This window comes from Glycomyces sp. NPDC048151 (genome assembly GCF_043202775.1).
In the GTDB taxonomy this organism is placed as follows: Bacteria; Actinomycetota; Actinomycetes; order Mycobacteriales; family Micromonosporaceae; genus Glycomyces.
The window spans coordinates 171,877-196,203 of the sequence record NZ_JBIDBB010000005.1 but is presented as its reverse complement, the minus strand read 5'-3'; the positions used below and the strand labels follow the sequence as shown (position 1 = coordinate 196,203).

Below are 24,327 nucleotides of genomic sequence, written 5' to 3'. Positions count from 1 at the left end.
GTCATTCCTTCCCAGCTTCGGCGGCTACGGCCCGGGCGGCCGGGTTGAGGGGGTCGCGCGCGAGGACTTCGCGGGCGAGGACCGCTGCGCGCTCGGGGACGCCGTCGAGGAGCGCGAGCTGCGCCCGCAGGACGAGGACCCGGTTGTCGTGCGCGGCTTGGAGATCGGCGGTAAAGAGCAGCATCGCCGGGAGCGAGGTCGCGAAGTACTCGATCGAGGCGAGGGTGTCGGCCTGCTCGTCGATGTAGCGGGCGAGGTCGTCGCGGAGCGCTTGGGCCGCTTGGCTGTTGCCGAGACGGCGGAGTGCGGTGACCGAGGCGGCGGTGTGCTCGGAGTGGGCTTGGACGCGCATGGTCTGGAAGTCGCCCTGCTGTGCGGCGGCCTCCTCCCAGGCGACACGGGCACCGGCCTGGTCGCCGCTGGCGGTGAGGGCGTCACCGAGAAGCAGGTGAAGGTCGGCCGTGTTGGCGAGCGCATGGCGCGCCTCGCCAAGGCTAGGAACAGGAGCAAGCGCGGCTCGTGCATGGGCGACCGCACCCTCCGCCGCTTCCGCCGCACTTGCGAGTGCTTGTCGGGCGAGGTCTGCGTGGGCCACCTCCCAGGCGGCGAGGACACGCCCTTCTCCACCCTCCCAAGGCTGGAACGCGCGACCGGTCAGCAAGTCGATCGCCTCGGCGGCACGCCCCTCCGCAGTGAGGAGTTCGGCGAACTGCACCGCGAGGTCATCACGCGAGTCCACGAGATCACGCCGATCCTCCAGGGCGGCAAGCCGCTTGGCGGGGTCGACACCTCTACGCGCGTCAAGCTGGTCGGCCTCGTACAGCAGCCTCGCATCATCAGGCGCGGCGGCACGGGCGCGCTCGTACCAGAACGCGGCGCGCTCGGGATCGCCCTCGACATTGTGGGCGGCGACGCCGAGATTGCGCAGCACCACGGGATCGCCCGTCGAAGCGGCGATCTCCCAGGCCTCAATCGCTTCGCGCTGGCGTCCTGCCGCGTAGAGCCGGTGCCCGGCGAGTCCCGCGATGACCGGGTCGTCGAGTCGACGCCCGCGCAACCGAGCGAGGACATCGTCTTCGGCCTGCGTCGGGAAGCACCAGGTGAGGTCGAGTTCGCGGACCGCTTGCAGCGCAGCCTCAGCGGCGGCCTCGTCGCCGCGCTCGAAGGCGAGGTCGGCGCGGTGGAGCCACGCGAGCGGCGCGACATTGACCTGCCCGTGGGCCGGGGCGAGCGAGGCGGCCTTCGCGAAGCAGTCGATCGCCGCCGCGTCCTCGCCGATCGCACGGTATTCGAGGGCGACGTCGAGCGCGATGGTCGGGTCGGCGGTCGGCTCCGCACCGAGGCTGAGCCGCGCGGCGAGGTCGCGGGCCCACGCGTCGAGCGGGTTGTCGCGCAAGGTGCCTCGCACGATCGCCGCCGCCCGCTCGCGCGCTTCGCGGGCGATGCCGCGCGATGCGGTTCCGCCTTCGCTGTCGTTCCGCATCACCGCGACGGCCAGCAGATTCCGGGCCTGCGTATGGCGGGGGCTGCGGGCGACAACCTCGCGAAGCCCCGGCTCAGCGTCACGACCGGCGGCCAGGTCGAGCCTGGCGGTCGCGACGGCGGCCGCGTCAGTCCAGGCGCGGTCCCAACCGGCCTTCCCGAAGGCCGCGATCGCTTCGGCCTCACGGCCCTGCCGGGCGAGGACGACGCCGAGTCGGTAGTGGGCCTCGCCGTCGCGCGGGTTCGGATTCCGGCGGGTCAGGCGCTCGACTGCCGCGCGCAGGTGCGCTTCGGCTTCAGCGAGCCGCCCGGCCTTGGCGAGGCGGGCCGCCAGCGCGGTGTTGCAGCGGGCGTCGCCAGGGTCGCGGCGCAGGGCCTCGTGCCAGTAGGGCTCGGGCGAGCGGGTCGCGTGGCGGTACTGGTCGAGGTGGAGGCCGGTCAAGTACAGCTCGTCGGTCGACATGATCGCCTCAGGCGCAGGCGGTTCCGTCGCGGGTTCGACCTCCGTGCCCGGTTCCGTCGGCACGGCCCTGGGCCGCCACGCCACCAGTACCTCGCCGTCGTGTTCGACCGCCAGCTCCAGGTCTGTCTCCTCGCACCGCTCCGGTAGCGCGGCTTCCTCCACATAAGGCGATCCGGGCGCGAGATCAACAGCGATCTCGTGCAGCACTCGCCCCGAGGCCCGCAGCACGACTCGCACACCCGGGCGTGGAGCGGTGACCGCCGCAGCCATCCGGACCCGCGCGCCCTCGACCTCAAGGCTGACAGCCGCGTCCAAAGTGGCCTGATGCACCGGCCCGGTGTCCTGGATCGGGTACCAGTACTGGGAGAACGTCTTCGTCTCTCCCGGAGCGAGGAACGCGAAGTCGGGCTGGTTGTCGGTGAAGACCCCGGCCATGAGCTCCACGTACGGGCCGTTGTCGTCCGTCAGATGCGCGTCCCAGGCCCAACCGAACGGGGCGTTGCCCCAGGTCCACTGCTTCTTGCCCGGCGCGACCCGGTGGTCGGCCCAGTGCACGAACCCCGCACCCGCAGCATGGTCGTAGCCGCCGAAGAAGTCGTCCTCGGTGCCCAGGCACATGTACGAAGTCGGGACCGGGATGTTGCGGTACCAGTCGAGCCGGTCCGCGCCGGGACGTTCCGCGCCCCGCCCCGGATAGTCGACGCCGTAGTAGCGGCCTTGTGCCGCAGGGAAAGTCGTGGTCGCGCGCTTCGCGTGGTCGGCGACGACGCGCACATCCGTGGGAAAGAACGACTGGTAGTCGTCCCCGGCTTTCGCGGCGACGTTGGCCCACCACAGGAACGTCTGGACCTCGTCGGTGCGGTTCACCAGGTGCCCGCGCAGTTCGACCAGCGCCGAGTCCGGGCGCAGCCGGATGCCGTGCATGCCCTGCATGCGGGCGAACGGGTCGTGGTCGGAACACCACACCGTGACCGATCCGTCCTCTTCGGACTCGATAAGCGTCTCGACGGGCAGGTGCGTGGCGGGCCGGTGGTGCTGGGGCCAGTTGAACTCGACGCCGCCGGAGACCCAGGGCCCGGCGAGGCCGACGAGGGCGGGTTTGATGACGTCGTTGCGGTAGAAGAAGTCGTAGCCTCGGGTCTTGTCGATGCCGATGTGGATGCGTCCGCCGAGTTCGGGGAGGACCATCAGCCGCACGTACTCGTTCTCGAGGTGGATCGCGTCCCAGTCGCGCGGGGCCTTCTCGCGGGCGATCGCGTCGATGAACGGCAGCGGGTAGACCGCGCCGCTCGAGCCCTGGTAGACGCGCTGGTCCAGGTACGCGGGGTACCGGTCGGGCGCAGCGGGCGCATAGGTGTCGATCGCGACGGGCTCGCGCCAGGCCTTCACCGGCAGGTCCGCGAGGTCCGCTGGGGCTGCGGGGAGGACGATCCTCGACTCTTCACTGGGCATGTGTCAGACCTTATGCGGGCTTGACATGGGTGCCTATGGTCATTTCAATGGTGGATATGGACGAATCGCCGATCAGCGAGCGCATCCCGGAGGGTTTCGCGGGGCAGCGGATGCTCGTGGTCCCCCGTGCGGCGGTAGACCGGGCGCTGCGCCATCCGGTGACGGGGAAGCTCCTGGTCACCGACGCCGGGTACTTCCCGCACGCCGCCCGGCACGGCCGGTCGCGTCCTGAAGGCGCGGCGGAGCACCTGCTGCTGGTCTGCACGGGCGGCGCGGGCTGGTGCGAGATCGGGGGTGCGCGGCTCCCGGTGTCGCGCGGCGGCGTGGTGCTCCTGCCCGCGGGCCGGGCGCACGCGTACGGCGCGGCCGAGGACGATCCGTGGACCCTGTGGTGGCTGCATTTCACGGGCGCCGACGCGACGGGCCTGGTGCGGGCCGCGCACGAGGCGGCGGGCGGGCCGGTGACGCACCTGCGGGATCCGGCGCCGGTGGCGAGCCTGGTCTCGCAGGTCATCGACGCGCTCGACGCGGGGATGACGAGCGCGGCGCTCATCCGCGGCTCGGGGGCGGCCTGGCATGCGCTCGCGCACGTGGTCGCGACGGGCCGCCGCAACCCCGGTTCGCAGTTGAGCCCGTTGGAGCGGGCGGTCGAGCACCTGCGGGCGGCCGCGCCGAAGCGCACGTCGGTCGCGGCGCTCGCGTCGATGGTGGGGTTGAGCGGGTCGCAGCTGAGCGCGCTGTTTCGCGAGCATCTGGGCGTCTCGCCGCTCCAGTACCAGGTGCAGTTGCGGATGGCGCGGGCCCGGGAGCTGCTCGACGGTACGGATTTGCCGGTGGCGGCGATCGCGCGGGAGACGGGGTTCGACGACCCGATGTACTTCTCGCGCCAGTTCAATCAGCACCACGGCCTGACGCCGAGCGCGTACCGCCAACGCCCGCAAGGGACCTGACTAGTACTTGTGGGCCTGCATGACGAGGTGGGCGCGGTAGGAGCGCAGCAGTTCGCGGTAGTGCTCGACGTCGAGGACCTCGCCGGGCCTGGTGAGGGTCAGCTGCGAGACGTAGGAGACGAGCACGTCGCCGGGGTAGCTGAAGCCGTCGGTGACGCTGTCGTGCAGCCAGTCCAGGTGCGGGTTGAGGGCGGTGCGGACCGCGGCGGTGACGCGTTCGGCGTGGGCCTTCACCGTGAGGTCGGCGGGCCATGACATGAGGGCATCGCCGATGGCGTCGGCGACCGTCATCGTCAGGTCCCGCTTGAAGTTGGTGTCGACCTTCCAGTCCGGCAAGGGGTACCGGTCTGCGGCGGCGCTGTCGCGAGGGGATCCGAGGGTGCTCACGGCTCACGCGCTCTTCCGCTTGCGGGCGGCGGCCTTCGCGGTCTTCTTCGCCGTGGTCTTGCGCGCGGTGGACTTCTTGGCGGCCTTCTTGGCCGTCTTCTTCGCGGGCCTGCGGCCGGTCTCCTTGGCCTCGACGCTCTTCTGGAGGGCGTCCATGAGGCTGATGACCTTGGCCTTCGGCGTCTCGGCCTTGGATTTGGCGGGGCGTTTGCCGCCGCGGGCCTTGGCGTCGATGAGGGCCCGCAGGGCCTCCTGGTAGTCGTCGCTGTAGTCCTCGGGGTCGAAGTCGCCGGTCATGGCGTCGATGAGGGTCGCGGCCATCTCGAGTTCCTGCTTGCGGGCCTCGCTCTTCTCGATGCCGCCGACCTCGGGCGCGCGGATCTCGTCGGGCCAGAGCATGGTGTGGAGGACGAGCGCGTCGTCGCGGGGCCGCAGGGCGGCGAGGCTTTCGCGGCGGCGGAGGGCGACCTTGACGATCGCGATCTTGCCCGACTCCTCGAGGGCTTCGCGCAGGAGCACGTACGGCTTCCCGGCGGCCTTGCCGGGGTCGGCGTAGTAGGACCGCTCGTAGTGGATGGGGTCGATCTGGTCGCTGCTGACGAACTGGACGACCTCGATGGTCTTGGAGGAGCTGACGGGCAGGTCCTCGAGTTCGTCCTCCTCGAGGAGGACCACTTCGCCGCTCTCGTGGTCCACGCCCTTGACGATGTCGCCGGGCGGCACGACCTCGTCGTCCAGTTCGCAGACCTTCTGGTAGCGGATCCGGCCGCCGTCGGCCGCGTGGTACTGGTGCATGGAGACGTCGTGGTTCGTCGTGGCGGATCGCAGGCTGACGGGGATGCTCACCAGCCCGAACGCGATCACGCCGGTCCAGATCGCAGGCATGGTCACAGCATGACACCGAGAGTCATCGCGAGAGCACAATACGTGATATTTGCTCGTGAGTCGGGTACGGTCGAGGCATGCCGAGCGGCTTCAGGGAGCCCATGCTCGCGACGCTCACCGAGCGCCGCTTCTCCAAGTCGGGCTGGCTGTTCGAACGCAAACTCGACGGCATGCGCGCGATCGCAGTCAGGGACGGCGGCCGCACGGCGCTCTGGTCGCGCAACGGGAACCGGCTCGACGAGCGCTTTCCCGAACTCGTCGACGCGCTCGACGAGCGCGGCGGCCCCGCGTTCGCCGCCGACGGCGAGATCGTCGCCTTCGACGGCACGACGACGAGCTTCGCCCGCCTCCAGCCCCGCATCCACCTCACCGGCGCCGAGCGCATCGCCGCCACGGGCGTCAAGGTCTACTACTACCTGTTCGACCTGCTGTCCTACGGCGGGGAGGACCTCACGGGGCTGACGCTGCGCGACCGCAAGCAGCTCCTGCGGCGCGCCTTCGCGTTCGGCGACCCGCTGCGGTTCTCGGTGCACCGCAACACGGACGGCGAGACGTACTTCGAGCAGGCCTGCGAGAAGGGCTGGGAGGGCGTGATCGCCAAGCGGGCCGAATCGCGGTACCGCTCGGGCAGGTCGAAGGACTGGCTCAAGTTCAAATGCGTGCGGGACCAGGAGTTCGTGGTCGGCGGCTTCACCGACCCGCAGGGCTCGCGGGCCGGGTTCGGGGCGCTGCTGGTGGGCTACCACGATTCGGATGGGACACTGCGGTACGCGGGCAAGGTCGGCACCGGATACGACGAGCGGACCCTGCGGGACCTGCGCGAACGCATGGACGCCTTGGCGCAGGAGGAGAAGCCGTTCGCCGATCCCGTGCGGGAGAAGGGCGCCCACTGGATCCGCCCCGAGCCGGTCGTCCAGGTCGGCTTTAGCGAGTGGACCCCCGACGGGATGCTCCGCCACCCGCGCTACCGGGGCGAGCGCATCGACAAGCCGGCCCGCGACGTGGTGAGGGAGACGAGCTGATGGCACCCGTGCTGCACGTCGCCGACCACGACATCAACATCACGAGCATCGACAAGGAGCTGTTCCCCGAGGACCACGTCAGCAAGGGCGACATGCTCCTCCACTACGCCGCCGTGGCCGACACGATGGTCCCCCACCTGGCCGGGCGCCCGCTCACCCTGCTGCGCTTCCCGCACGGGATCGGGCGGGACGGGTTCTTCCAGAAGCACCCGCAGGGGCGCGTGCCCGAGTGGGTGCACACCGTCGAGGTGCCGCTGCGCCGCTCCGAGGGGAACGTCCACTATGTAGTGTGCGACGACGCCGCGACACTGCTGTACCTGGCGAACCTGCTCGCCATCGAGTTCCACATCTGGACCGCCACGACCGCCGACATCGAGCGCCCCGACCGGCTCGTGGTCGACATCGACCCGCCCGGCGAGGTCCCCGTCGCCGAGCTCCGCTCGATCGCGCGGCGGGCCCGCGACCTCTACCGCGAAGTCGGTCTGACGCCGTACCTCCAGGCCACGGGCGGGCGCGGCTTCCACGTCGTCGCCCCGCTCGACCGCTCCGCCGACTTCGCGTTCGTGCGGAGCCTCGCGGGCGACCTCGCCGACCGCCTCGCCGCGGCCGACCCTGACCGGCTCACCACCGCGCAGCGCAAGAACAAGCGCGGCGACCGCGTCTTCCTCGACGTCAACCGCAACGGCCACGGCCAGACGTTCATCGCGCCCTACTCGATGCGCGCCCGCCCCGGCGCGGCCGTCGCCACACCGCTCGAATGGTCGGAGCTCGGCCGCGCCGTCCCGGACGGCTTCACCGCCGCCGCGATCGCCAGGCGCCTCGCCCGCAAGGCCGACCCGTGGGCGGACATGGACGCCCACGCCGCCGCCCCGGCCGCCGCGCGGGAACGCCTGGACGCCTTGGAAAACGGACATTGAGGCGGTTCCGCGTGGTCCGTGCATCACACTCGTCGACATTTAGTTGACGTATCATCTACTCGCTCCTACGATCGGGGTATGAACGACATCGAGTTCGGCATCGACAGCTTCGGCGACCTGCCCCGCGACGACGACGGCGAGATCACCACCTTCGCCCAGGCCATCCGCGCCACCGTCGACGAGGCGGTCCTGGCCGACCAGATCGGCATCGACGTGGTCGCCCTCGGCGAGCACCACCGCCCCGAGTTCGCGATCTCCTCGCCTGAGACCGTCCTCGCCGGGATCGCCACGCGGACCTCCCGCATCAGGCTCTCCTCGGGCGTGACCGTGCTCAGCTCCGACGACCCCGTCCGGGTCTTCCAGCGGTTCGCCACGGTCGACGCGCTGTCCGAGGGGCGCGCGGAGATCATCCTCGGCCGCGGCTCGTTCACCGAGTCCTTCCCGCTGTTCGGGTACGACCTGGCCGACTACGACGCGCTCTTCGAGGAGAAGATCGACCTCTTCCACAAGCTCCTCGACGAGGAGCCCGTGACCTGGAAGGGCACCCAGCGCGCTCCGCTCGTCGACCAGGACGTGTTCCCCAAGACCGAGTCCGGCCGCCTGCGCACCTGGGTCGGCGTCGGCGGGTCGCCGCAGTCGGTCGTCCGCACCGCGCAGTACGGGTTCCGGCTCATGCTCGCCGTCATCGGCGGCGCGCCCGACCGCTTCGCGCCTTACGTCGACCTCTACCGGCGCGCGACCGCGCAGCTGGGCACCACCGCCTACCCGGTCGGGCTCCACTCCCCCGGCTTCGTCGCCGACACCGACGAGGAGGCCAAGGAGCTGTTCTGGCCCGGCTACAAGGAGGTCCGCGACCGCATCGGCAAGCTGCGCGGCTGGCAGCCGGTGCGCCGCGAGGAGTACGAACGCGAGATCGAGCACGGGTCGCTCTACATCGGTTCCCCTGAGACAGTGGCCCGCAAGGTGGCCAAGGCGATCCGCGCGCTCGACGTCGGCCGCTTCGACCTCATCTACTCCGCGGGCGGCTCGGTCAAGGCCAGCGACCGTTTGAAGGCCGTGGAGCTGTACGGCACCAAGACGATCCCGCTCGTCCGCGAACTCCTCGCCGAGGAGTCCTGATGGGCGCCAAGACGATCGGCATCCTCGGCGCGGGCAAGGTCGGCACCGTCCTGGCCCGGCTCGCGCTCAAGGCCGGGCACCGGGTGCTCGTCGCCGGCTCGGGCGATCCGGCGAAGATCGCCCTCACCGTCGAGGTCCTCACGCCCGGCGCTGAGGCGGTCTGGGCCGCCGAGGCCGCCGAGCGCGCGGACATCGTGGTCCTCGCGCTCCCGCTCGGCAAGTACCGCACGATCCCAGCCGAACACTTGGGCGGCAAGCTCGTCGTCGACGCCATGAACCACTGGTGGGAGGTCGACGGCCCGCGTGAGCGCGTCCTCGACCCCGGCGTCACCTCCAGCGAGTTCGTGCGCAAGCACCTCGCCGCCGACCGGTTCGTCAAGGCGTTCAACCACATGGGCTACCACGACCTCGAAGACGGCGCGAGCCCCGCAGGGACGCCCGGCCGCAAGGCCATCGCGATCGCCGGAGACGACGACGCCGACCTCGCCGCCGTCGCGGACCTCGTCGACGCCCTCGGCTTCGACCCCGTCATCGCGGGCCCCCTCGCCGAAGGAGCCCGGATGGAACCGGGAACCCCCGTCTTCGGCGCGAACGTCGAAGCGGCGCAGCTGCGAGCCCTCCTGAGCGCCTGACGCCCGCGCGGGGTCGTTCCCGTTGCGTACCATCGCGATCGACCGGCGCGCGGCAGGAGCGCGCCGACGCCGCCGAAGGAGTCCGCGTGACCACCCTCTATACCGTTTCAGTCGATGCCGTCGAAGACCGGACCTTGCGGGGCAGGGTGCACCTGGTGAACTCCGACGCGCCGCTGGTGCCGCGCGCGGCCGTGTTCCCGCTCGCGCTCCTGGCCGACCTGTGGTGGAACCTCGACCGGGGCTACCTGCACGACGAGGCCGAAGAGGACGAGTACGGCGGCGACCGCTGCCCCTTCGACCGCGAGCGCGGCCAGGCGATCGCGTCGGCGATGCGGCTGGGCGCGGAGTACGCGCGGATCTTCGACCTGATCCTCGGGAAGACGGTGCGGGTCACCGAGGACGGCTACCTGCTCGCCGACGACGGCCGGACGGTCCTCGAGCCGAAGCGCCGGGCGGCCGACGTCTACGAGCTGAGCAGCGGGAGGGGCCGCGACGGCGTGTCCCACTTCGTGATGACGCCCGGAGACGAGGCGGGCTTCGCCCGTGCCGCGGCGGCGATCGTGACCGGATACGAGATCGGTCCCTACAGGAACGTGCCGCTGCTCAGCGAGGTCGCGGCGCTGGACGGGCAGCCCTTCGACGGCGTCGACGGCCCCGCCGACCTCGACGACTACGAGGTCTGGCGCGCGATGGACGACCGGTCCTTCGCGGACCAGCCCTACGCCGAGATCAGCGTGACCGTCGCCGACGCGGGCTACCTCGAACACGTCGCTGCGGGCATGCGATGGTCGACCACGATGACCGGCCACGTGTGCTGAACCCTAGGTCGTCGCGAGACCGGTGAGGCGGGCCAGGAGTTCCGCTGCGGTGACCGGGTCGAGGTCGCGGGCGGGGAGCGGCTTCGCGTGGTCGGGGTGGCGGTTGCGGTTCGCCTGGAGGCGGACATTCGTGACGGTGTGGACGAGGTCGTAGTCGGGGCTGTAGGACTCAGGGGAGGGGTCGACGTCGGCGATGAGGTGACCGCCGCGGAGCTGGCGCTGCAGGTGCCAGCCCCAGCCGTCGCCGCCTTCGGGCGAGTCGTTGAGCTCCGTCCAGCCGAAGCGGGCACCGAGGGTGTGGAAGTCGCCCTGGAAGCCCTCGAAACGGGTGAGGCGGCCGGTCGCGAGCTCGTCGGCGGTGAACGCGGGCGCGGGCCGGGAGAGCTGGTCGAACGGCTGGATGAGCATGTAGTCGGCGAAGATCCGGATCCACGCGGCGGTGTCGTCGCCCAGGAGCGCCGGATGGGCGAGGCGGATCACGTCGCCCGGGTCGCATTCGCGGTCGTCGACGTCGGCGAAGCCACCGTCCTCGGCGATGCGGAAGCCCGCGCCGTTCGCGAACCAGAGCAGGCGGCGCGTGAAGGCCCCGGTGATCGGGTGCGCGTCGAGGACGCGGAGGTCCTCGCGGGTGAAGACGCGGCCCGAGATCATCTGCGCCTCAAGGAGCCGCACCCGTTCCTCGGCGGTGTCCTCGACGTTCTTGACGAGCTGCTTCCAGCGCAGGAACGCGGGCTTGGCGACCGATTCGTCGTCGCGGAGGCCGGGCTTGGGCAGGCGCGGGCGGAGCTTGCCCGCGTCGTCGCGGAGCTGCGGGGTGAGGAGCGAGTCGAAGCGCAGGCTGAACCGCCGCTTGCCGTAGTCGAAGACGAGGTTCGCGGGGTCGGTCATGCCGTGGTCGGGCGCGAGCCGGTCGGCGAGCTGCTCGAAGTCGAGGCCGCGCGCGGCGGCGAGGCGGTCGGCCAGGACCTTGGCGCGGGCGGTGACCGAGGGGAACTTGTCGAGCAGGTGGAGGGCGCGCAGCTCGCTGAACGCGGCGTCGGTGCCGATGTGGGCGATCACCTCGAGCCCGAGAAGCGCGCGCTCGGTCTGGCTCTGGCCGGGCCACGTCCGGATGCGCGGGGCCAGCGCCGCGACGGCGTCGTCGCCGCCGAACGCGCCGAGCTGGTCGACGACCCAGGAGTCCTTGCTCGGCGAGTTCGAGCGGATCCACAGGTCGAACAGGGCGATCGAGAACCGTTGGAGCGACACGGGCTCGCAGGCCTCGGCGAAGTCGTCGACGCCGGGGAACGGCAGCCGCGGCGTCCACAGTGCGAGGGCAGAGACGAAGTGCCGGACAGTCTCGACAGGGAGGGCCTGTTCGTTGCCGCACAGCATGATCGGCGGCAGCAGCAGCGGGTCGGCCCACTCGCCGGTCCTGGGCGCGGCGGCGAAGGGGACGCGGATGTCGGTGGCGAGCAGGTCGCGCAGGCGCGCGAGCGCTTCGGGGCCGTGGGGCGCGGCGGCCTCGAGGACGGCGTCGCCGCCGAGGCGCCGGGCGAGGTAGCGCAGCGCGGCCTCGCCGCCGTCGCGCTGGCGCTTGTCCGCGCCGAACGCGCTGGGGACCAGGAGCGGGACGGCGTGCTCGCGGTGGCGGTCGAGCCAGTCCGTGGCGTGGGCGCGCGCCGATTTGAGGCGGGCGAACCAGTCGGCGGCGAGCGCGGCGGCCTCGCGGCTGCGGATCGGGACGAGGGCGCTGGCGTACTTGGGGGCGGTGGCGAGTTTGGCGAGGACGGCCGGGACTTCGGCTTCGCCTCTGCGGGCGAGGCGACCACGCAGGTGCTCGGCGAGGCCGAAGCCGTGGTCGCTGTCGGAGGCCCAGAACGCGGTGTCGTCCCAGGTCGCGAAGCCGGGTTCCTTCGCGAGGAGGGCTTCGCGTTCGCCTGGGGCCCAGACGAGTGCGGTGCCTTCGGGGGTTTCGAGGCCGTCGACGGGGGCGGGGGCGCGGCGGCGCTTGCGCTCGGCCCAGGCGGGCGAGCGGAGCGCGGCGGGCAGGTCCGCGACGGTCGCGGCGGGCGGCGCCGCCTCGGCCAGGATGCCTTCGACGACGCCGCGTTCGAGGTCGTCGAGTCCTTTCAGGATCTCGGGGAGGTCGTGGCCGGAGTGGCGGAGCAGGCCCGCGATGCGGACGCGGACCGACGGGTCGGCGTCGGCTCCTTCGGCGGCGATGCCGCGCGCGAAGCGGTGAGGGTGGAGTTCGGCCGCGCGTTTGAGCCCGGTGAGGACTTCGGGTCGGTCGGCGTGGCGGATCAGGTAGGAGGCGGCGGCGTCGGTAGGCAGGAGCGCGACCGCCTCATACAGCAGCGACCGGAGCTCGGCGTCCCGCGTGCCGTTCTCGAGCGCGTCCGTGAACAGGTCGAAAGCGCCGGTCCCGAGGTTGGCGACGATCGTGGCGACCGTCCCGCGGTTGACGTACCGGGGGCTGAGGCTGTAGATCCACAGGCCCAGGTGCTCGGCGGTGCTGACGAGGGACCAGATCGCGAGTTCGATCCGGGGGTTCGAGTAGAAGTCGCGGCGGGCGCGGCACGCGTCCGCGACCCACTCGTGCTCGTCGGGGAGGAGGATCGCGGCGGCGGCGCGCTGGAGCGGCGTGTCCCGGTGGGCCGCGACGCGGGCGACGACGCGGCGGTACTCGTCGTCGGAGGCTTCGGCGAGGAGGCCGCGGGCGAGGAGCAGCGGGCCTTCGGGGTCGGTCCAGAGGTTCCACGTGAAGGCGTCGACACTGCTCTCGGCGATCGCCGGGAAGCCGTGCGATGTGGACCGCCGCGCCGGCTCCCAGTCGATCTCAGTGCACATGTCCTCGACGGCGGCGGCGACCGCGAAGGGGAGGCCGTGCTCGGCGACCCAGGCGGCGAACAGCTCCCGGCCCTTGAGCGCGGGTTCCTTCCCGTACGAGAACACGACGTTGTACCGCTCGGTGTAGCGCAGGAGGACGGCCACGGCCGCCGCGCCGACGGGGTTCGGCTCGCCGCCGAGGTGCGCGAGCCCGGCGGCGGAGCGGAGCGGGTCGCCGCCTTCGAAGCGAAGGGCTGCTTCGAGATCGGCCCGCGAGGCCTCGGTCTGCGCGGCCATGTGCGCCGCCGCCTCAGGCGGGAGTTCGACGGGGCGGCGGACGGTGTTGCCGCGTCGAGGAAGGACCCTGGCGGCCCACTCGTCAGGCAGGATCAGCTGGTCTTCTTGCACTGCAGCAGATTCGGTCATCGGGGTCCTTCACGGGGCGAGGGTTCCCGAAGATCATAGGGCCAGGGTGTGACAGCTGCGGCGGCTAGCGGTCCAGGATCCCTTCGAACACGTCGAGCGCCGCGGGGTCGGCGAGCGCGCCCTTGGAGACCACTTCGTGCACGGGCGCGCCGTTGAGCAGGCGCTTGACGGGGACTTCGAGCTTCTTGCCGGTGAGGGTGCGCGGGATCTTCGGGACGGCGATGACGTCGTCGGGGACGTGGCGCGGCGAGAGTTCGGAGCGGATGCGGGCGTTGATCTGGCGCCGCAGGTCGTCGTCCAGTCCGGACTCGGGTTCGACGAAGACGATGAGGCGGTCCTGCTCGTCCAGGTGCACCACGAGGGAGTCGGCCACGCCCGCTACGGATTCGACGACCGCGTAGAACTCGGCGGTGCCCATGCGGACGCCGCCCCGGTTCAGGGTCGCGTCGCTGCGGCCGGAGATGACGGCCGACCCGTGGTCGGTGATCGTGATCCAGTCGCCGTGGCACCACACGCCCGGGAACGCGTCGAAGTAGGCCTCCCGGTAGCGCTTCCCGTCCTCGTCCCCCCACAGTCCCACCGGCATCGACGGCATGGGTGCGGTGATGACGAGTTCGCCTTCGCGGCCGATCGCGTGCTTCCCGTTGGCGTCGTAGGACTCGACTTTCGCGCCCAGGCACAGGCACGACAGCTCACCGCGCCGGACCGGGACGGTGGGCGCGCCGCCGACGAAGCCGGTGCACAGATCCGTTCCGCCCGAGAGGGACTGGAGCTGCGCGGTCGCGGAGACCGACTCGTAGACGTAGTCGAAGCCGGAAGCGGGCAGGGGCGCGCCGGTCGAGCCGATGCCGTGCAGGCGCGTCAGGTCGGCGATCGCCTTCGGGACGACGCCCCGGTCGCGGCAGGCCGTGAGGAACGGCGCGGAGGTCCCGAAGTAGGTCGCGCCGGAGTCCTCGACGAGCTTCCAGAGCCCCTCGGGGTCGGGCGCGCCGTCGAAGGTGACGATCGAGGCGCCGACGATCGGCGCGGACGCCAGGTAGTTCCACATCATCCAGCCGGTGGTGGAGTACCAGAAGAACCGGTCGCCGGGCCCGAGGTCGTGGTGGAGGCCGTGCATCTTCGCGTGCTCCAGGGCGATGCCGCCGTGGGAGTGCACGATCGCCTTCGGCAGGCCCGTCGTGCCCGAGGAGTAGAGCAGGAAAAGCGGGTGGTCGAACGGGACGGGCGCGAACGCGAGTTCGCCTGGGGCCGAGGCGAACGTGTCCCAGCGCTCCCCCGCGACGGTGCCGTCGTCGAGGTAGGGGAAGGTCACGACGCGTTCGGCGCTGAGCGCGGCGACGACCTGCGCGATGTCCTCGGCGCGGCTGACCTCCTTGCGGCCGTAGCGGTATCCGTCGGTGACGAACAGGATCGCCGGTTCGACCTGGCGGAGCCGGTCGATGACGGCCCGCGCCCCGAACTCGGGCGCGCACGAGGTGAACACCGCGCCGATCGCGGCGGCGGCGAGCGCGAGCGCGTAGGTCTCGGGCACGTTCGGCATCCAGGCGGCGACGCGGTCGCCGCGCGTCACGCCGGCGTCGAGGAGGCCGGTGTGGAGGCGGGCGACTTCGGCGCGCAGGCGGGCCAGGGACCACTCGAAGGTCTCGCGGGTGTCCGAGTAGGCCTTCACGACGGTGTCGGTGTCGGCCATGCCGGGCGCGGCGAGCACGGCTTCGGCCCAGTTCAGACGCTCGTCGGGGAACCAGGTCGCGCCGGGCATCGCGGCCTCGGGCAAGACGCGGTCCTCGGGGACGGCCCCGCCGAGTCCGCAGTGCTCCCAGACCGCGCCCCAGAACGCGGCCGGGCGCTCGGTCGAGAACCGCCACAGGTCCTGGTAGTCGGCGAAGCGCTCCCCGGTGCGAGCGGTCAGCCAGTCGGCGAACCGGTCGATGTTGGCGGCGCGGTCGCCGCTCGGAACCCAGAGGACATCGCTGGCCACCGGTCACCTCCCTCTGGTTCGGGCCGCACGGCGGCCCGGGGATCGTAGCGTCGCAGGCCATCCTGCCCGAAGCGTGCGGCCCGCGCAGTGGTTGACGGGCACACAACGGCACGGGGAACTATGGGGCTCAGCCACATGGCGGTTCCGGCCCGGGCTTCCTACTATGCGGGAATGGGAACCGTGAACCGCTCCGAGACCACCGTCGTCCTCGCCGCCGCCCGGACTCCGATCGGCCGGTTCAACGGCGCGCTGGCCGAGGTGAGCGCGCCCGCGTTGGGCGGCATCGCGATCGGCGCCGCGCTCCAGCGCGCGGGGGTCGCGCCGGAGCGGGTCGGTCAGGTCGTCATGGGGCACGTGCTCCCGGCGGGGACGGGCCAGAACCCGGCGCGTCAGGCGGCGGTCGCGGGCGGGGTGCCGATGCACGTGCCGAGCTTCGCGGTGAACAAGGTGTGCCTGTCGGGGATGACGGCGATCGCGATCGCGGACCGGTTCCTGCGCGCGGGCGACTGCGACTTCATCGTCGCGGGCGGCATGGAGTCGATGACCCTCGCGCCGCACCTGCTGCCGCAGTCGCGGCGGGGCTTCAAGTACGGCGAGGTCACCATGCTCGACCATGCGGCGTTCGACGGGCTCACCGACGCGTACGAGGGGATCGCGATGGGCGCGGCGACCGAGCGGGACGCGCGCGAGGCGGGTCTGACGCGGGTCGCGCAGGACGAGTTCGCGCTGGGTTCTCAGGAGAAGGCGGCGAAGGACGCGGCGGCGCGGGCGGCGGAGATCGCGCCGGTCGCGACCCGCAAGGGCGTGGTGGACGCCGACGAGGGTCCGCGAGAGTCCTCTTTGGAGGCATTGGCGGGGCTGCGTCCGTCGTTCGCGGCGGGCGGGATGCTCACGCCGGGGAACTCGTCGCCGCTGAACGACGGCGCGGTGGCGCTCGTGCTCACCACGCGGTCGAAGGCCGAGGAGCTGGGCCTGGAGTGGGAGTCGGAGATCCTGTCGTACGCGACGGTCGCGGGGCCGGGCACGTCGCTGCTGACGCAGCCGTCGAACGCGATCGCGAAGGCGGCCGGTCTCGCGGGGGTCGCCTTGGGCGACTTGGAGGTCGTCGAGATCAACGAGGCGTTCGCGGCCGTCGCGCTCGCGTCGGCCGACGCACTCGGCGTGGACCCTGAGCGGGTCAACCCGGGCGGCGGCGCTATCGCGCTCGGGCATCCGCTGGGGGCCAGCGGGGCGCGGCTGGTGCAGACGCTGTCGCGGAGGCTGACCAGCGGCGCGGTCGGCGCGGCGGGCCTGTGCGGCGGCGGGGGCCAGGGCGACGCGATGGTGCTGCGCGCCAAGTAGACCCGTCAGCTCGCGAGCCGGTGGAGGCGCAGCGCGAGCTGGATCTCAAGGGAGCGTTCGGGTCCGGCCCAGTCCTCGCCGAGGACCGCGCCGATGCGCTCGAGCCGTTGGGAGACGGTGTTGACGTGCACGCGCAGCGCCGTCCGGGTCTTGGCCAGGTTGCGGCCGCATCCGAAGTACGCCTCGAGGGTGCCGACCAGGTCGGTGCCACGCTTGGCGTCGTAGTCGAGGACCGGGCCGAGGGTGCGGCGCACGAACGCCGCGACGCCGTCCGCCTCGCCCAGCAGGAGACCCACGAACCCGAGCTGCTCCATGCTGCCGCCCTGGCCCTTCCTGCCGAGCGTGAGCATCGCTTCGAGGCAGCGCGCGGCCTCGTCGTATGCGGCGGGCAGGCGGTCGGGTCCCGACGCGGCGGCCGAGGCGGCCACGGTGACGCGCGAGCCGGCCGCGCGTGCGAACCAGGCCGCGAGGCGGCCCGCCAGCGCGCCCGGGTCGTCGGTGGGGAGCACGAGGACGGGCCTGCCGTCGCGGCTGCCTGCGAGCCCGTGTTCGGTGCGCGCCAGGCGTTTCGCCTCGGAGGCGAGGCGGGGACGGACGGCGGCGTCGCAGTCGAGGGTGAGGACGGCGTGCGTGCGGCGCAGGTCGACGCCGAGCTTCCCGGCGCGCATGGCGAGGCTGGAGCCGCTGCGGCGGGCGGACTCGGCGAGGAGGTCGTCGAGGAGTTCGCCGCGGACGCGGTCTTCGGCGTCGGCGACGGAGCGGCGCAGGAGGAGCAGGAGGGCGGTGACGAGCGCGGTGCGTTCGAACAGGCGCTTGTCCTCGTCGCTGAGGTCGGGGCGGCCGCCGAGGACGATGCCGCCGAGGCGTTCGGATCCGGCCATGGCCGCGCACACCCACATGCCGTCGGTGAGGACGGCGCCGCGGCCGGTCTGGGAGTCGTCGACTCCGGTGGCGGCGAAGCGGACCGGGCCGTCGCCGGAGCGGGCGAGCTCGGCTCCGGCGGCGTCGTAGATGCCGATGGGGCCGCCGAAGAGCCCGGCGGCCTCGGCGGCGAGGTCGGCGACGTCGCCGCCGCGCAGGACGAGCCCGGTCAGCCGGTCGTGGGCGGCTTCGGCGCGGCGGAGCATCCGGTTGAGCCGGGCGGAGGTCTCGGCGGCTTCGCGCAGGTCGCGGAGGGTCTCGCGGGTCTCCTCGAGCTGGCGGACGCTCTCGATGGCGACGGCGGCGTGGTTGGCGAGGGAGACGAGCATGGCGACGTCGTCGGGGGTAAAGTCGCGCGGGGTGCGGTCGGCGGCGAAGAGCACGCCGATGACGGTCTCGCCGACGCGGAGCGGGACGCCGACGATGCCGCGCACGCCTTCCTCGGTGACGGCCTCGTCGATGGGGCCGGTGTGGTGGAAGACGGTGTCGTGCCGGTAGTCGGGGCAGGCATACGGGAGCGCGGTCTCGGCGACGAGGCCGCCGAGGCCTTCGCCGAGCCCGAGGCGCAGGCGCTGGAACTTCGCGGAGACGGAGCCGTCGGTGACGCGCATGTAGGTGTCGCCCGCGGCGGGGTCCTGGAGGCTCAGGTAGGAGACGTCGACGTTGAGGAGAGTCTTGGCGCGGCGGACGATGGCGCGCAGGACCGAGTCGAGGTTGCGGAGGGCGGCGAGGTCGCCCGCGGTGTCGAACAGGGCCGCGAGTTCGGCTTCGCGGCGGCGGCGCTGCACGAGGGTGCGGCGGATCGTGCGGGCTACGGCGGTGGCCTCGGCGACGGCGGCGCGGTCGGCGGCGGAGGCCCCTTCGAGGTCGCGGGCGGGTTCGTCGAGCTGGTCTTCGGGGGCGTCGGCGGCGAGGAGCGCGAACAGCCGTCCCAGGGCCGCGGTGGCGGGGCTCGGCTGGTCGGCGGGCACGGGTCGACTCCTTCGTCAGATGCGGCTCGGCCCTGCGGCGGTCGCTCGCAGGGCCGAGTCTAGGTTCGCGGAGGGCGCTGCGGCCAGCGCCGCCGGTTACGAGTCGACCGTCAGGTCCCGTCCGCGGGTCTCGCGGATGACGGCCGCGGTGATCGCGGTGACCACGGCCGCCGCGCACAGGTAGAGGGCGACCGGGGTGGCCGAGCCGTAGCGGCCGAGGAGCGCGACCGCGATGAGCGGGGCGACGCCGCCCGCGATGATCGACGCGAGCTGCGAGCCGATCGCGGCCCCAGTGTAGCGGACGCGGGTGTCGAACAGCTCGGAGACGAACGCGGCCTGCGGCCCGTACATCGCCCCGTGGAAGAGCAGGCCGGTCGTCACGGTGAGGCAGATGATCCAGAACTCCCCCGAATCGACGAGCGTGAACAGCGCGAACGCCCAGGCGGCCATGCCGGTCGCGCCGATGAGCGTGACGGGCCTGCGGCCGATCCTGTCCGAGAGCGCGCCCCACAGCGGGATCGTGGCGAAGTGGACGGCCGAGGCGACGAGCACGGCGTTCAGCGCGAGGCCGCGTTCGAGCCCGAGGTGGGTGGTGACGTAGACCAGGACGAACGTGGTGAGGATGTAGTAGGAGATGTTCTCGCCGAAGCGCAGGCCGATCGCGCCGAGGACTTCGCGCCAGGACCGCTGGAAGACCTGCACGATCGGGAGCTTCTGCGGCGCGCCGGAGGCGGCGGCCTGGGCCTGCGCCTGGAGGAACACCGGGGACTCCGACACGGAGATGCGGATCCACAGGCCGATGACGACCAGGACGCCCGAGAGCAGGAACGGGACGCGCCAGCCCCACGCGAGGAACGTCTCGTCGCTCTGCACGAGCGCCAGGATCGCGAGGACGCCGGTCGCGAGCAGGTTGCCGCCGGGCGCGCCGGCCTGCGGCCAGGAGGCCCAGAAGCCGCGGTGGCGTTCGCCGCCGTGCTCGGAGACGATGAGGACCGCGCCGCCCCACTCGCCGCCGAGGGCGAAGCCTTGGACGAGCCGCAGCAAGGTCAGCAGGATCGGGGCGGCCACGCCGATGGCCGCGTACGTGGGCAGGAGGCCCATCGCGAACGTCGCCGCGCCCATGAGCAGGAGGCTGAGGACGAGGAGTCGCTTGCGTCCCAGGCGGTCGCCGAAGTGGCCGAAGACGAGGCCGCCGAGCGGGCGGGCAAGGAACCCGACCGCGTAGGAGGCGAAGGCGATGAGGGTGCCAACGAGCGGGTCGTGGGTGGGGAAGAAGAGGGTGTTGAACACGAGGGCGGCGGCGGAGCCGTAGAGGAAGAAGTCGTACCACTCGACGGTGGTGCCGATGAGGCTGGCGGTGACGATGCGGGCGACGCCGGTGCGGCGTTGCACGGGTGCGGTCGCGGTCGGGCTTGACATGGGGGTACCTGGGTTTCTGTCGCAGGGCGAGGTTACGTGGCGGTCCAGCCGCCGTCGAGGGTCATGGAGGAGCCCGTCACCGAGCGCGCCTCCGGGCGGCACGTCCAGAGCACGGCGGCGGCGACCTCTTCGGGTTCGACGAGCCGTTTGACGGGGGTCCGGCCCAGCAGCGCGGACGCGTCCGCGCCGAGGTCGGCGAGCTGTCGGTCGACGAGCGGGGTGCGCACGTAGCCGGGGTTGACGCAGTTGCTGGTGACGCCGTGCGGGGCGCCTTCGATCGCGGCGACCTTGCTCAGGCCTTCGAGCGCGTGCTTGGCCGCGACGTAGCCGGACTTGGCGGCGCTGGCGCGCAGCCCGTGGACGCTGGAGATGTTGACGATCCGGCCCCAGCTCTGTCCTTGCATGTGCGGCAGGCAGTGCCGCATGAGCAGGAACGGCGCGGTCACCATGACCCGCTGCATGAGCGCGAACTGCTCGGGCGGGAACTCGGTGATGGGCGCGACGAACTGGAAGCCCGCGTTGTTGACGAGCACGTCGACCGCGTCGGGGAGCGCCGCGATCGCCTCGGCGTCGGCGAGGTCGGCGACATGCGCCTTCCCGCCGATCACTTGGGCCGCTTGGTGAACGGACGCGGCGTCGCGGTCGACGAGGTGCACTTCGGCGCCCGCCGCGGCGAGCGCTGCGGCGCAGGCGCGCCCGATCCCCGAACCGGCCCCGGTCACCAGCGCGGTCCGTCCAGAAAGGAACCTGTCCGAAGGAACCGCGGCCCGGTCACCAGGCGTTACATCATCCATGCCGGTAAACGCTACGGAAACGACCCTGACATGACCATGTGGTGCGGACCCATACTTCCCGCCCGTCCCATGGGTGCGGGCCCCACCGCCGGGCCGCGCCGCCCGGGAAACGGTGACCGTTCGATCACGTTGCGCATCACAGGGATCGCACCTTAGGTAAGGCTTGCCTAAATATGCGATCGCCGCTATGGTCTTCCTGGGCGCCCGAACAGTCCCCTGCGGACGGTAGGCGCCCGGAGCCGAACGGAGGCCTGGCAGTCGCCGGTTCGAAGCGCCGGGGCGAGCACTTTCCACAGACCTCGCCCCGGCCGCCTCGCGGCTCCGCCACCGGACGGCGCCGCCGTCCGGCCCATCAGATGAGGACGAGGCCGCAAGGCCGACTCCACTGTATAGAAGAGAGTGGAGCGCATGGCATTCCGTCATGACACCCGTAACCCCCGCTACCGCCGCGCCGTCGGCTGGGCCCTCGGCGCGGCCGCCGCGACCGCGCTGGTCCTCGGCGCCGCGACCCCCGCGAACGCCGCCACCGTCATCACCGCCCCCGGCTCCCCGCTCGCGGTGGTCGACGACCAGAACGTCACCCTCACCGGCACCGGCACGCCCGGCAACTTCGTCGCCGTCGCGCAGTGCGACTTCACCTCGGGCGGCTTCAACGCGTCCGACTGCAACGCCGCGGGCAGCCAGTACCCGATCCAGATCGACGCCAGCGGGACCTGGTCGGCCACGGTGAAGGTCGACGACACCTACACGAACTCCAGCTTCTCCGGCCTCCCGCCGACCCAGGCGACCTCCGACTGCTACGCCGACCTGTGCCAGATCCAGGTCTCCGAGTACACCTCCTGGCCGCCCGCGGGCGCGCCCGTCGGCTTCGACAGCGTCGACCTGCAGTTCTAGGACAAGTCCCCCGCCGCCCGGCCCGCGCGCACTCCCGCGGGCCGGGCCCCGCCCGTCTCCTCTGAACGGCACCAAGATGAAAGCGACCACCCGTCTCCGCCGCGCCGCCGCAGTACCGGCGCTCATCGCGGCCCTCGCCGCCCCGCTGCTCCTGGCGACCGCCCCCGCCGAGGCCGAACCGGCGTCGCTCGACACCGGCTCCCTCATCTGGGGGCTGCGCCAGTCCTGGCGTACCTACGTCGGCCCCGAGAACATGACCACGACCGGCGGCGCGACCGCCGACGCCGCCGGGATCGTCACGTTCCCGCTGGCCGACGGCACGTTCGACGAGACGACCGGCACCACGATGCTCTACTTCGGAGGGACCGTGCGGTACGTCGGCCACTGCGGCCACTACCCGAACGGCACCCCCGAGGACTGCGCCCTCGACCTCACCCTCAGCGACCTGCGCCTCGTCATCGACAAGGAGCGGCAGACGCTCTCCGCGCACGTCCGCCAGCGCCCGCTCGGCACCGGCGACGACGTCCCGCCGATCGCCGACCTCGGCGTGGTCGACCTCGTCGACCTCGACCTGCGCGGCGTCACTCCCGACACCGGCGGCGGGACCACGACCTGGGACGCCGTGCCCGCCTTCCTCGACGCCGCCGCCGTGTCCGTCTTCGGCTCGTACCAGGCGGGGGCCGTCATGGACCCGGTGACCGTGGCCTACGAAGGCCCCGGCGGGCTGCCGGACTTCGACGAGGAGTGGACCGAACCGGGCACCGTCCTCATGGAGCAGACGGCCGCCTACACCGACACCGGGTCCTGGGCGAAGGCGAACTACCTGTTCCCCGACGAATCCAACGGGATCGTGCACGCCGTCAATGAGATCCCGCCGACCTGGACGGCCTTCGCCGAAGCACTCGACGCCGACACGCTCGAGCCGGTCGGCGACAGCGGGGCCTTCGGGACCGGCCTCACCGCCGGGACCTCGCTCGCCGCGTTCGACCCCGCGAGCGCGACGCTGTACGCGGCGGCGACCGGGACGACCCCGGAGCTGTGGGCGCTGGCCTGGCAGCCGGACGCGAAGACCTATGCGCCCCAACGGGTCGATACGCTCCCGGCGGACGCCGTCCTCGGCGGCGCGCTCGTGTGGGACCCCTCGGTCTCGCGGCTGTACCTGCGGGTGCGGACCGGCGGCGCGCAGTACCTGTACGCGTGGCAGCGCACCGAGACCGGCTGGGCGCGAACCGAGTACGCGCTGCCGCAGGTCGCGGGCTGGAACTACAACGCGTACTACGGCGAGGCGGGCGCGAGCGCGTTCGTCCCGCTCGGCGACGGCTCGCTCCTGCTGGCCAGGAAGCTCGCCCGCAACGCCGCGAACCAGGCGCTCTACGACCCGACGATGCTGCGGCTGCGGTTCGCGGACGGGCAGGTCGCGGTCGAGGAGGTCGCGGGCAGCGGCACGAACCGGCCCGCGGCCGAGGTCGGGAACCTGTCGCCCGTGGCGCTCGCCGTCGCAGGCGACCGGCTCGCGGTCGTCCGGAGCGACCCGGGCAAGTCGTCCTCGGTGCAGTACGGGTCCGTCGCGGAAGGCGTGCTCGAACTCGAGCCGGAACGACACGACCTGGGCGTCGCCTCGGCCACGCTGAGCGCCGCGTTCGACCGGGAACTCCTGTGGGTCAAGAACTACGGCGCGGGTTCGCACGCGGCCGTCGACGGGACGGGCCAGGTGCGGTCGCGGTTCACGCTCAACGGCGGCGGGTTCACGGCGCCGATCGCGGTGACCGCCGACCGCGCGGTGGTCACCTCGTGGCGCGACACCGGCAGCGTCCCCGGCACGGCCCGGTTCGACCGGGCCGCCGTCTCGCCCGGCGTGGCGGCGCACCCGGCCGACGCGGCCGTTTCGGTCGAGGGCCCGGACGGGACCGCCGAGGCGGTGTTCGCGGCGGCCGCCGACGAGGAGTCGACGGTGCGGTGGCAGACGAAGTCTCCTGACGCCCTGGTGTACACCGACATCGAGGGCGCGGACGAGACGGAGCTGCGTACCGAGGTCGGGGCCGTGCATCACGGCTGGCTGTTCCGGGCCGTGTTCACGAACGCGGCCGGGTCGATCGCGACCGAGCCTGCCGAGCTGCGGGTGACCGTGACGGAGGTGCCTTCCTCGGAGGAGCCTTCGAGCCCGGCTTCGGAAAGCCCCTCGGAGCCGACGACGGCAGAGCCGTCTTCTGAGGAGCCGACCACCGACGGGCCGAAGCCGTCCGTCCCGATGCCCGAACCGACCCAGGCTGGCACGAGCGCCGCGGGAACGGCGCCGAACAATCCCAGCGGTCCCCGGCTCCCGAGCCTGCCGGTCACGGGCGCGAGCCTCACGGCGCTGCTCGCCGCCGCGGCCGGGACGGTCGGCACCGGGGTGATCCTCGCGGTCGCGGCCAGGAAGCGCCGCGCCGCCGGAAGCTGACGACCGGGAATCCGCGCGAGACGCACCGCCGCCGTAAACGGCGGCGGTGCGTCTCGCGCGTCCCGACCATCCTGCCGTTGTCGGACCGGCGGCCTCGTGAGCGTTGCCTTCCGGCCTTCGCGACCGCTGGCGGGGTACGCCGCTCCCCCGCCTTACCTCCCCGGGAGTAGGGCGATTGCCATCTCCCGGACGATGCCGGAAGGCC

General features: G+C 72.3%; 17 protein-coding genes. 9 read left to right on the top strand and 8 right to left on the bottom strand.

Features of this window, described 5'->3' with window-relative positions; genetic code table 11:
• Position 1: 1 nt before the first annotated feature.
• On the bottom strand, positions 2-3,397 hold the full coding sequence (locus ACGGCP_RS13545) for a DUF5107 domain-containing protein (protein ID WP_392965521.1): 3,396 nt from the start codon (positions 3,395-3,397) through the stop codon (positions 2-4).
• A gap of 47 nt (positions 3,398-3,444) precedes the next feature.
• Between ACGGCP_RS13545 and ACGGCP_RS13540 the strand changes: the two genes are divergently transcribed.
• Positions 3,445-4,347 (top strand): helix-turn-helix domain-containing protein, encoded by a 903-nt coding sequence (locus ACGGCP_RS13540; RefSeq protein WP_392965518.1) that lies wholly within the window; start codon positions 3,445-3,447, stop codon positions 4,345-4,347.
• Here the strand turns inward: ACGGCP_RS13540 and ACGGCP_RS13535 are convergent, their stop codons facing one another.
• Both ACGGCP_RS13535 and ACGGCP_RS13530 read right to left on the bottom strand, forming a co-directional pair.
• Positions 4,348-4,734 carry a hypothetical protein gene (locus tag ACGGCP_RS13535; RefSeq protein WP_392965515.1) on the bottom strand — a complete coding sequence of 129 codons (387 nt, stop codon included), beginning with the start codon at positions 4,732-4,734 and terminating at the stop codon, positions 4,348-4,350.
• A 3-nt stretch (positions 4,735-4,737) separates the two neighbouring features.
• A complete protein-coding gene (locus ACGGCP_RS13530) occupies positions 4,738-5,619 on the bottom strand; it encodes a Ku protein (RefSeq protein WP_392965512.1) in 882 nt (293 codons plus the stop codon).
• A gap of 77 nt (positions 5,620-5,696) precedes the next feature.
• On the opposite strand from ACGGCP_RS13530, the gene ligD (ACGGCP_RS13525) reads away from it, so the two are divergent.
• From ligD (ACGGCP_RS13525) to ACGGCP_RS13505, 5 genes are all read left to right on the top strand, one after another.
• The gene (gene ligD / locus ACGGCP_RS13525) at positions 5,697-6,641 is read left to right on the top strand and encodes a non-homologous end-joining DNA ligase (protein WP_392965510.1); all 945 of its coding nucleotides are present in this window, start codon (positions 5,697-5,699) and stop codon (positions 6,639-6,641) included.
• Positions 6,641-7,558 carry a non-homologous end-joining DNA ligase gene (ligD, locus tag ACGGCP_RS13520; protein ID WP_392965508.1) on the top strand — a complete coding sequence of 306 codons (918 nt, stop codon included), beginning with the start codon at positions 6,641-6,643 and terminating at the stop codon, positions 7,556-7,558. Before ligD (ACGGCP_RS13525) ends, ligD (ACGGCP_RS13520) begins: the two co-directional genes overlap by 1 nt.
• A 78-nt stretch (positions 7,559-7,636) precedes the next feature.
• The gene (locus tag ACGGCP_RS13515; RefSeq protein WP_392965505.1) at positions 7,637-8,677 is read left to right on the top strand and encodes an LLM class flavin-dependent oxidoreductase; all 1,041 of its coding nucleotides are present in this window, start codon (positions 7,637-7,639) and stop codon (positions 8,675-8,677) included.
• Entirely contained in the window at positions 8,677-9,309 is a 633-nt protein-coding gene (locus ACGGCP_RS13510) for an NADPH-dependent F420 reductase (protein ID WP_392965502.1), read from the top strand. Before ACGGCP_RS13515 ends, ACGGCP_RS13510 begins: the two co-directional genes overlap by 1 nt.
• Before the next feature lie 86 nt (positions 9,310-9,395).
• Positions 9,396-10,127, top strand: a complete 732-nt coding sequence (locus ACGGCP_RS13505; protein WP_392965499.1) for a hypothetical protein — start codon at positions 9,396-9,398, stop codon at positions 10,125-10,127.
• 3 nt (positions 10,128-10,130) lie between these two features.
• Here the strand turns inward: ACGGCP_RS13505 and ACGGCP_RS13500 are convergent, their stop codons facing one another.
• Positions 10,131-13,364, bottom strand: coding sequence for a DUF4132 domain-containing protein (locus ACGGCP_RS13500; protein ID WP_392965497.1), 3,234 nt, complete (start codon positions 13,362-13,364; stop codon positions 10,131-10,133).
• A 64-nt stretch (positions 13,365-13,428) separates the two neighbouring features.
• Positions 13,429-15,342 (bottom strand): acetoacetate--CoA ligase, encoded by a 1,914-nt coding sequence (locus ACGGCP_RS13495; RefSeq protein WP_392965494.1) that lies wholly within the window; start codon positions 15,340-15,342, stop codon positions 13,429-13,431.
• A 171-nt stretch (positions 15,343-15,513) separates the two neighbouring features.
• On the opposite strand from ACGGCP_RS13495, the gene ACGGCP_RS13490 reads away from it, so the two are divergent.
• On the top strand, positions 15,514-16,683 hold the full coding sequence (locus tag ACGGCP_RS13490; protein WP_392965491.1) for an acetyl-CoA C-acyltransferase: 1,170 nt from the start codon (positions 15,514-15,516) through the stop codon (positions 16,681-16,683).
• Between the two features lie 5 nt (positions 16,684-16,688).
• Here ACGGCP_RS13490 and ACGGCP_RS13485 read toward each other — a convergent pair whose 3' ends face one another.
• The 3 genes from ACGGCP_RS13485 to ACGGCP_RS13475 form a co-directional block, all read right to left on the bottom strand.
• Complete coding sequence (locus tag ACGGCP_RS13485; protein WP_392965488.1) at positions 16,689-18,575, bottom strand: helix-turn-helix domain-containing protein; 1,887 nt, start codon at positions 18,573-18,575, stop codon at positions 16,689-16,691.
• Between the two features lie 96 nt (positions 18,576-18,671).
• A complete protein-coding gene (locus ACGGCP_RS13480) occupies positions 18,672-19,994 on the bottom strand; it encodes an MFS transporter (RefSeq protein ID WP_392965485.1) in 1,323 nt (440 codons plus the stop codon).
• 32 nt (positions 19,995-20,026) lie between these two features.
• Positions 20,027-20,788 (bottom strand): SDR family oxidoreductase, encoded by a 762-nt coding sequence (locus ACGGCP_RS13475; RefSeq protein WP_392965483.1) that lies wholly within the window; start codon positions 20,786-20,788, stop codon positions 20,027-20,029.
• A gap of 408 nt (positions 20,789-21,196) precedes the next feature.
• Here ACGGCP_RS13475 and ACGGCP_RS13470 point away from each other — a divergent pair, with 408 nt between their 5' ends.
• The gene (locus ACGGCP_RS13470; RefSeq protein ID WP_392965480.1) at positions 21,197-21,682 is read left to right on the top strand and encodes a neocarzinostatin apoprotein domain-containing protein; all 486 of its coding nucleotides are present in this window, start codon (positions 21,197-21,199) and stop codon (positions 21,680-21,682) included.
• Between the two features lie 76 nt (positions 21,683-21,758).
• On the top strand, positions 21,759-24,122 hold the full coding sequence (locus ACGGCP_RS13465; protein ID WP_392965477.1) for an HtaA domain-containing protein: 2,364 nt from the start codon (positions 21,759-21,761) through the stop codon (positions 24,120-24,122).
• Positions 24,123-24,327: the final 205 nt, after the last annotated feature.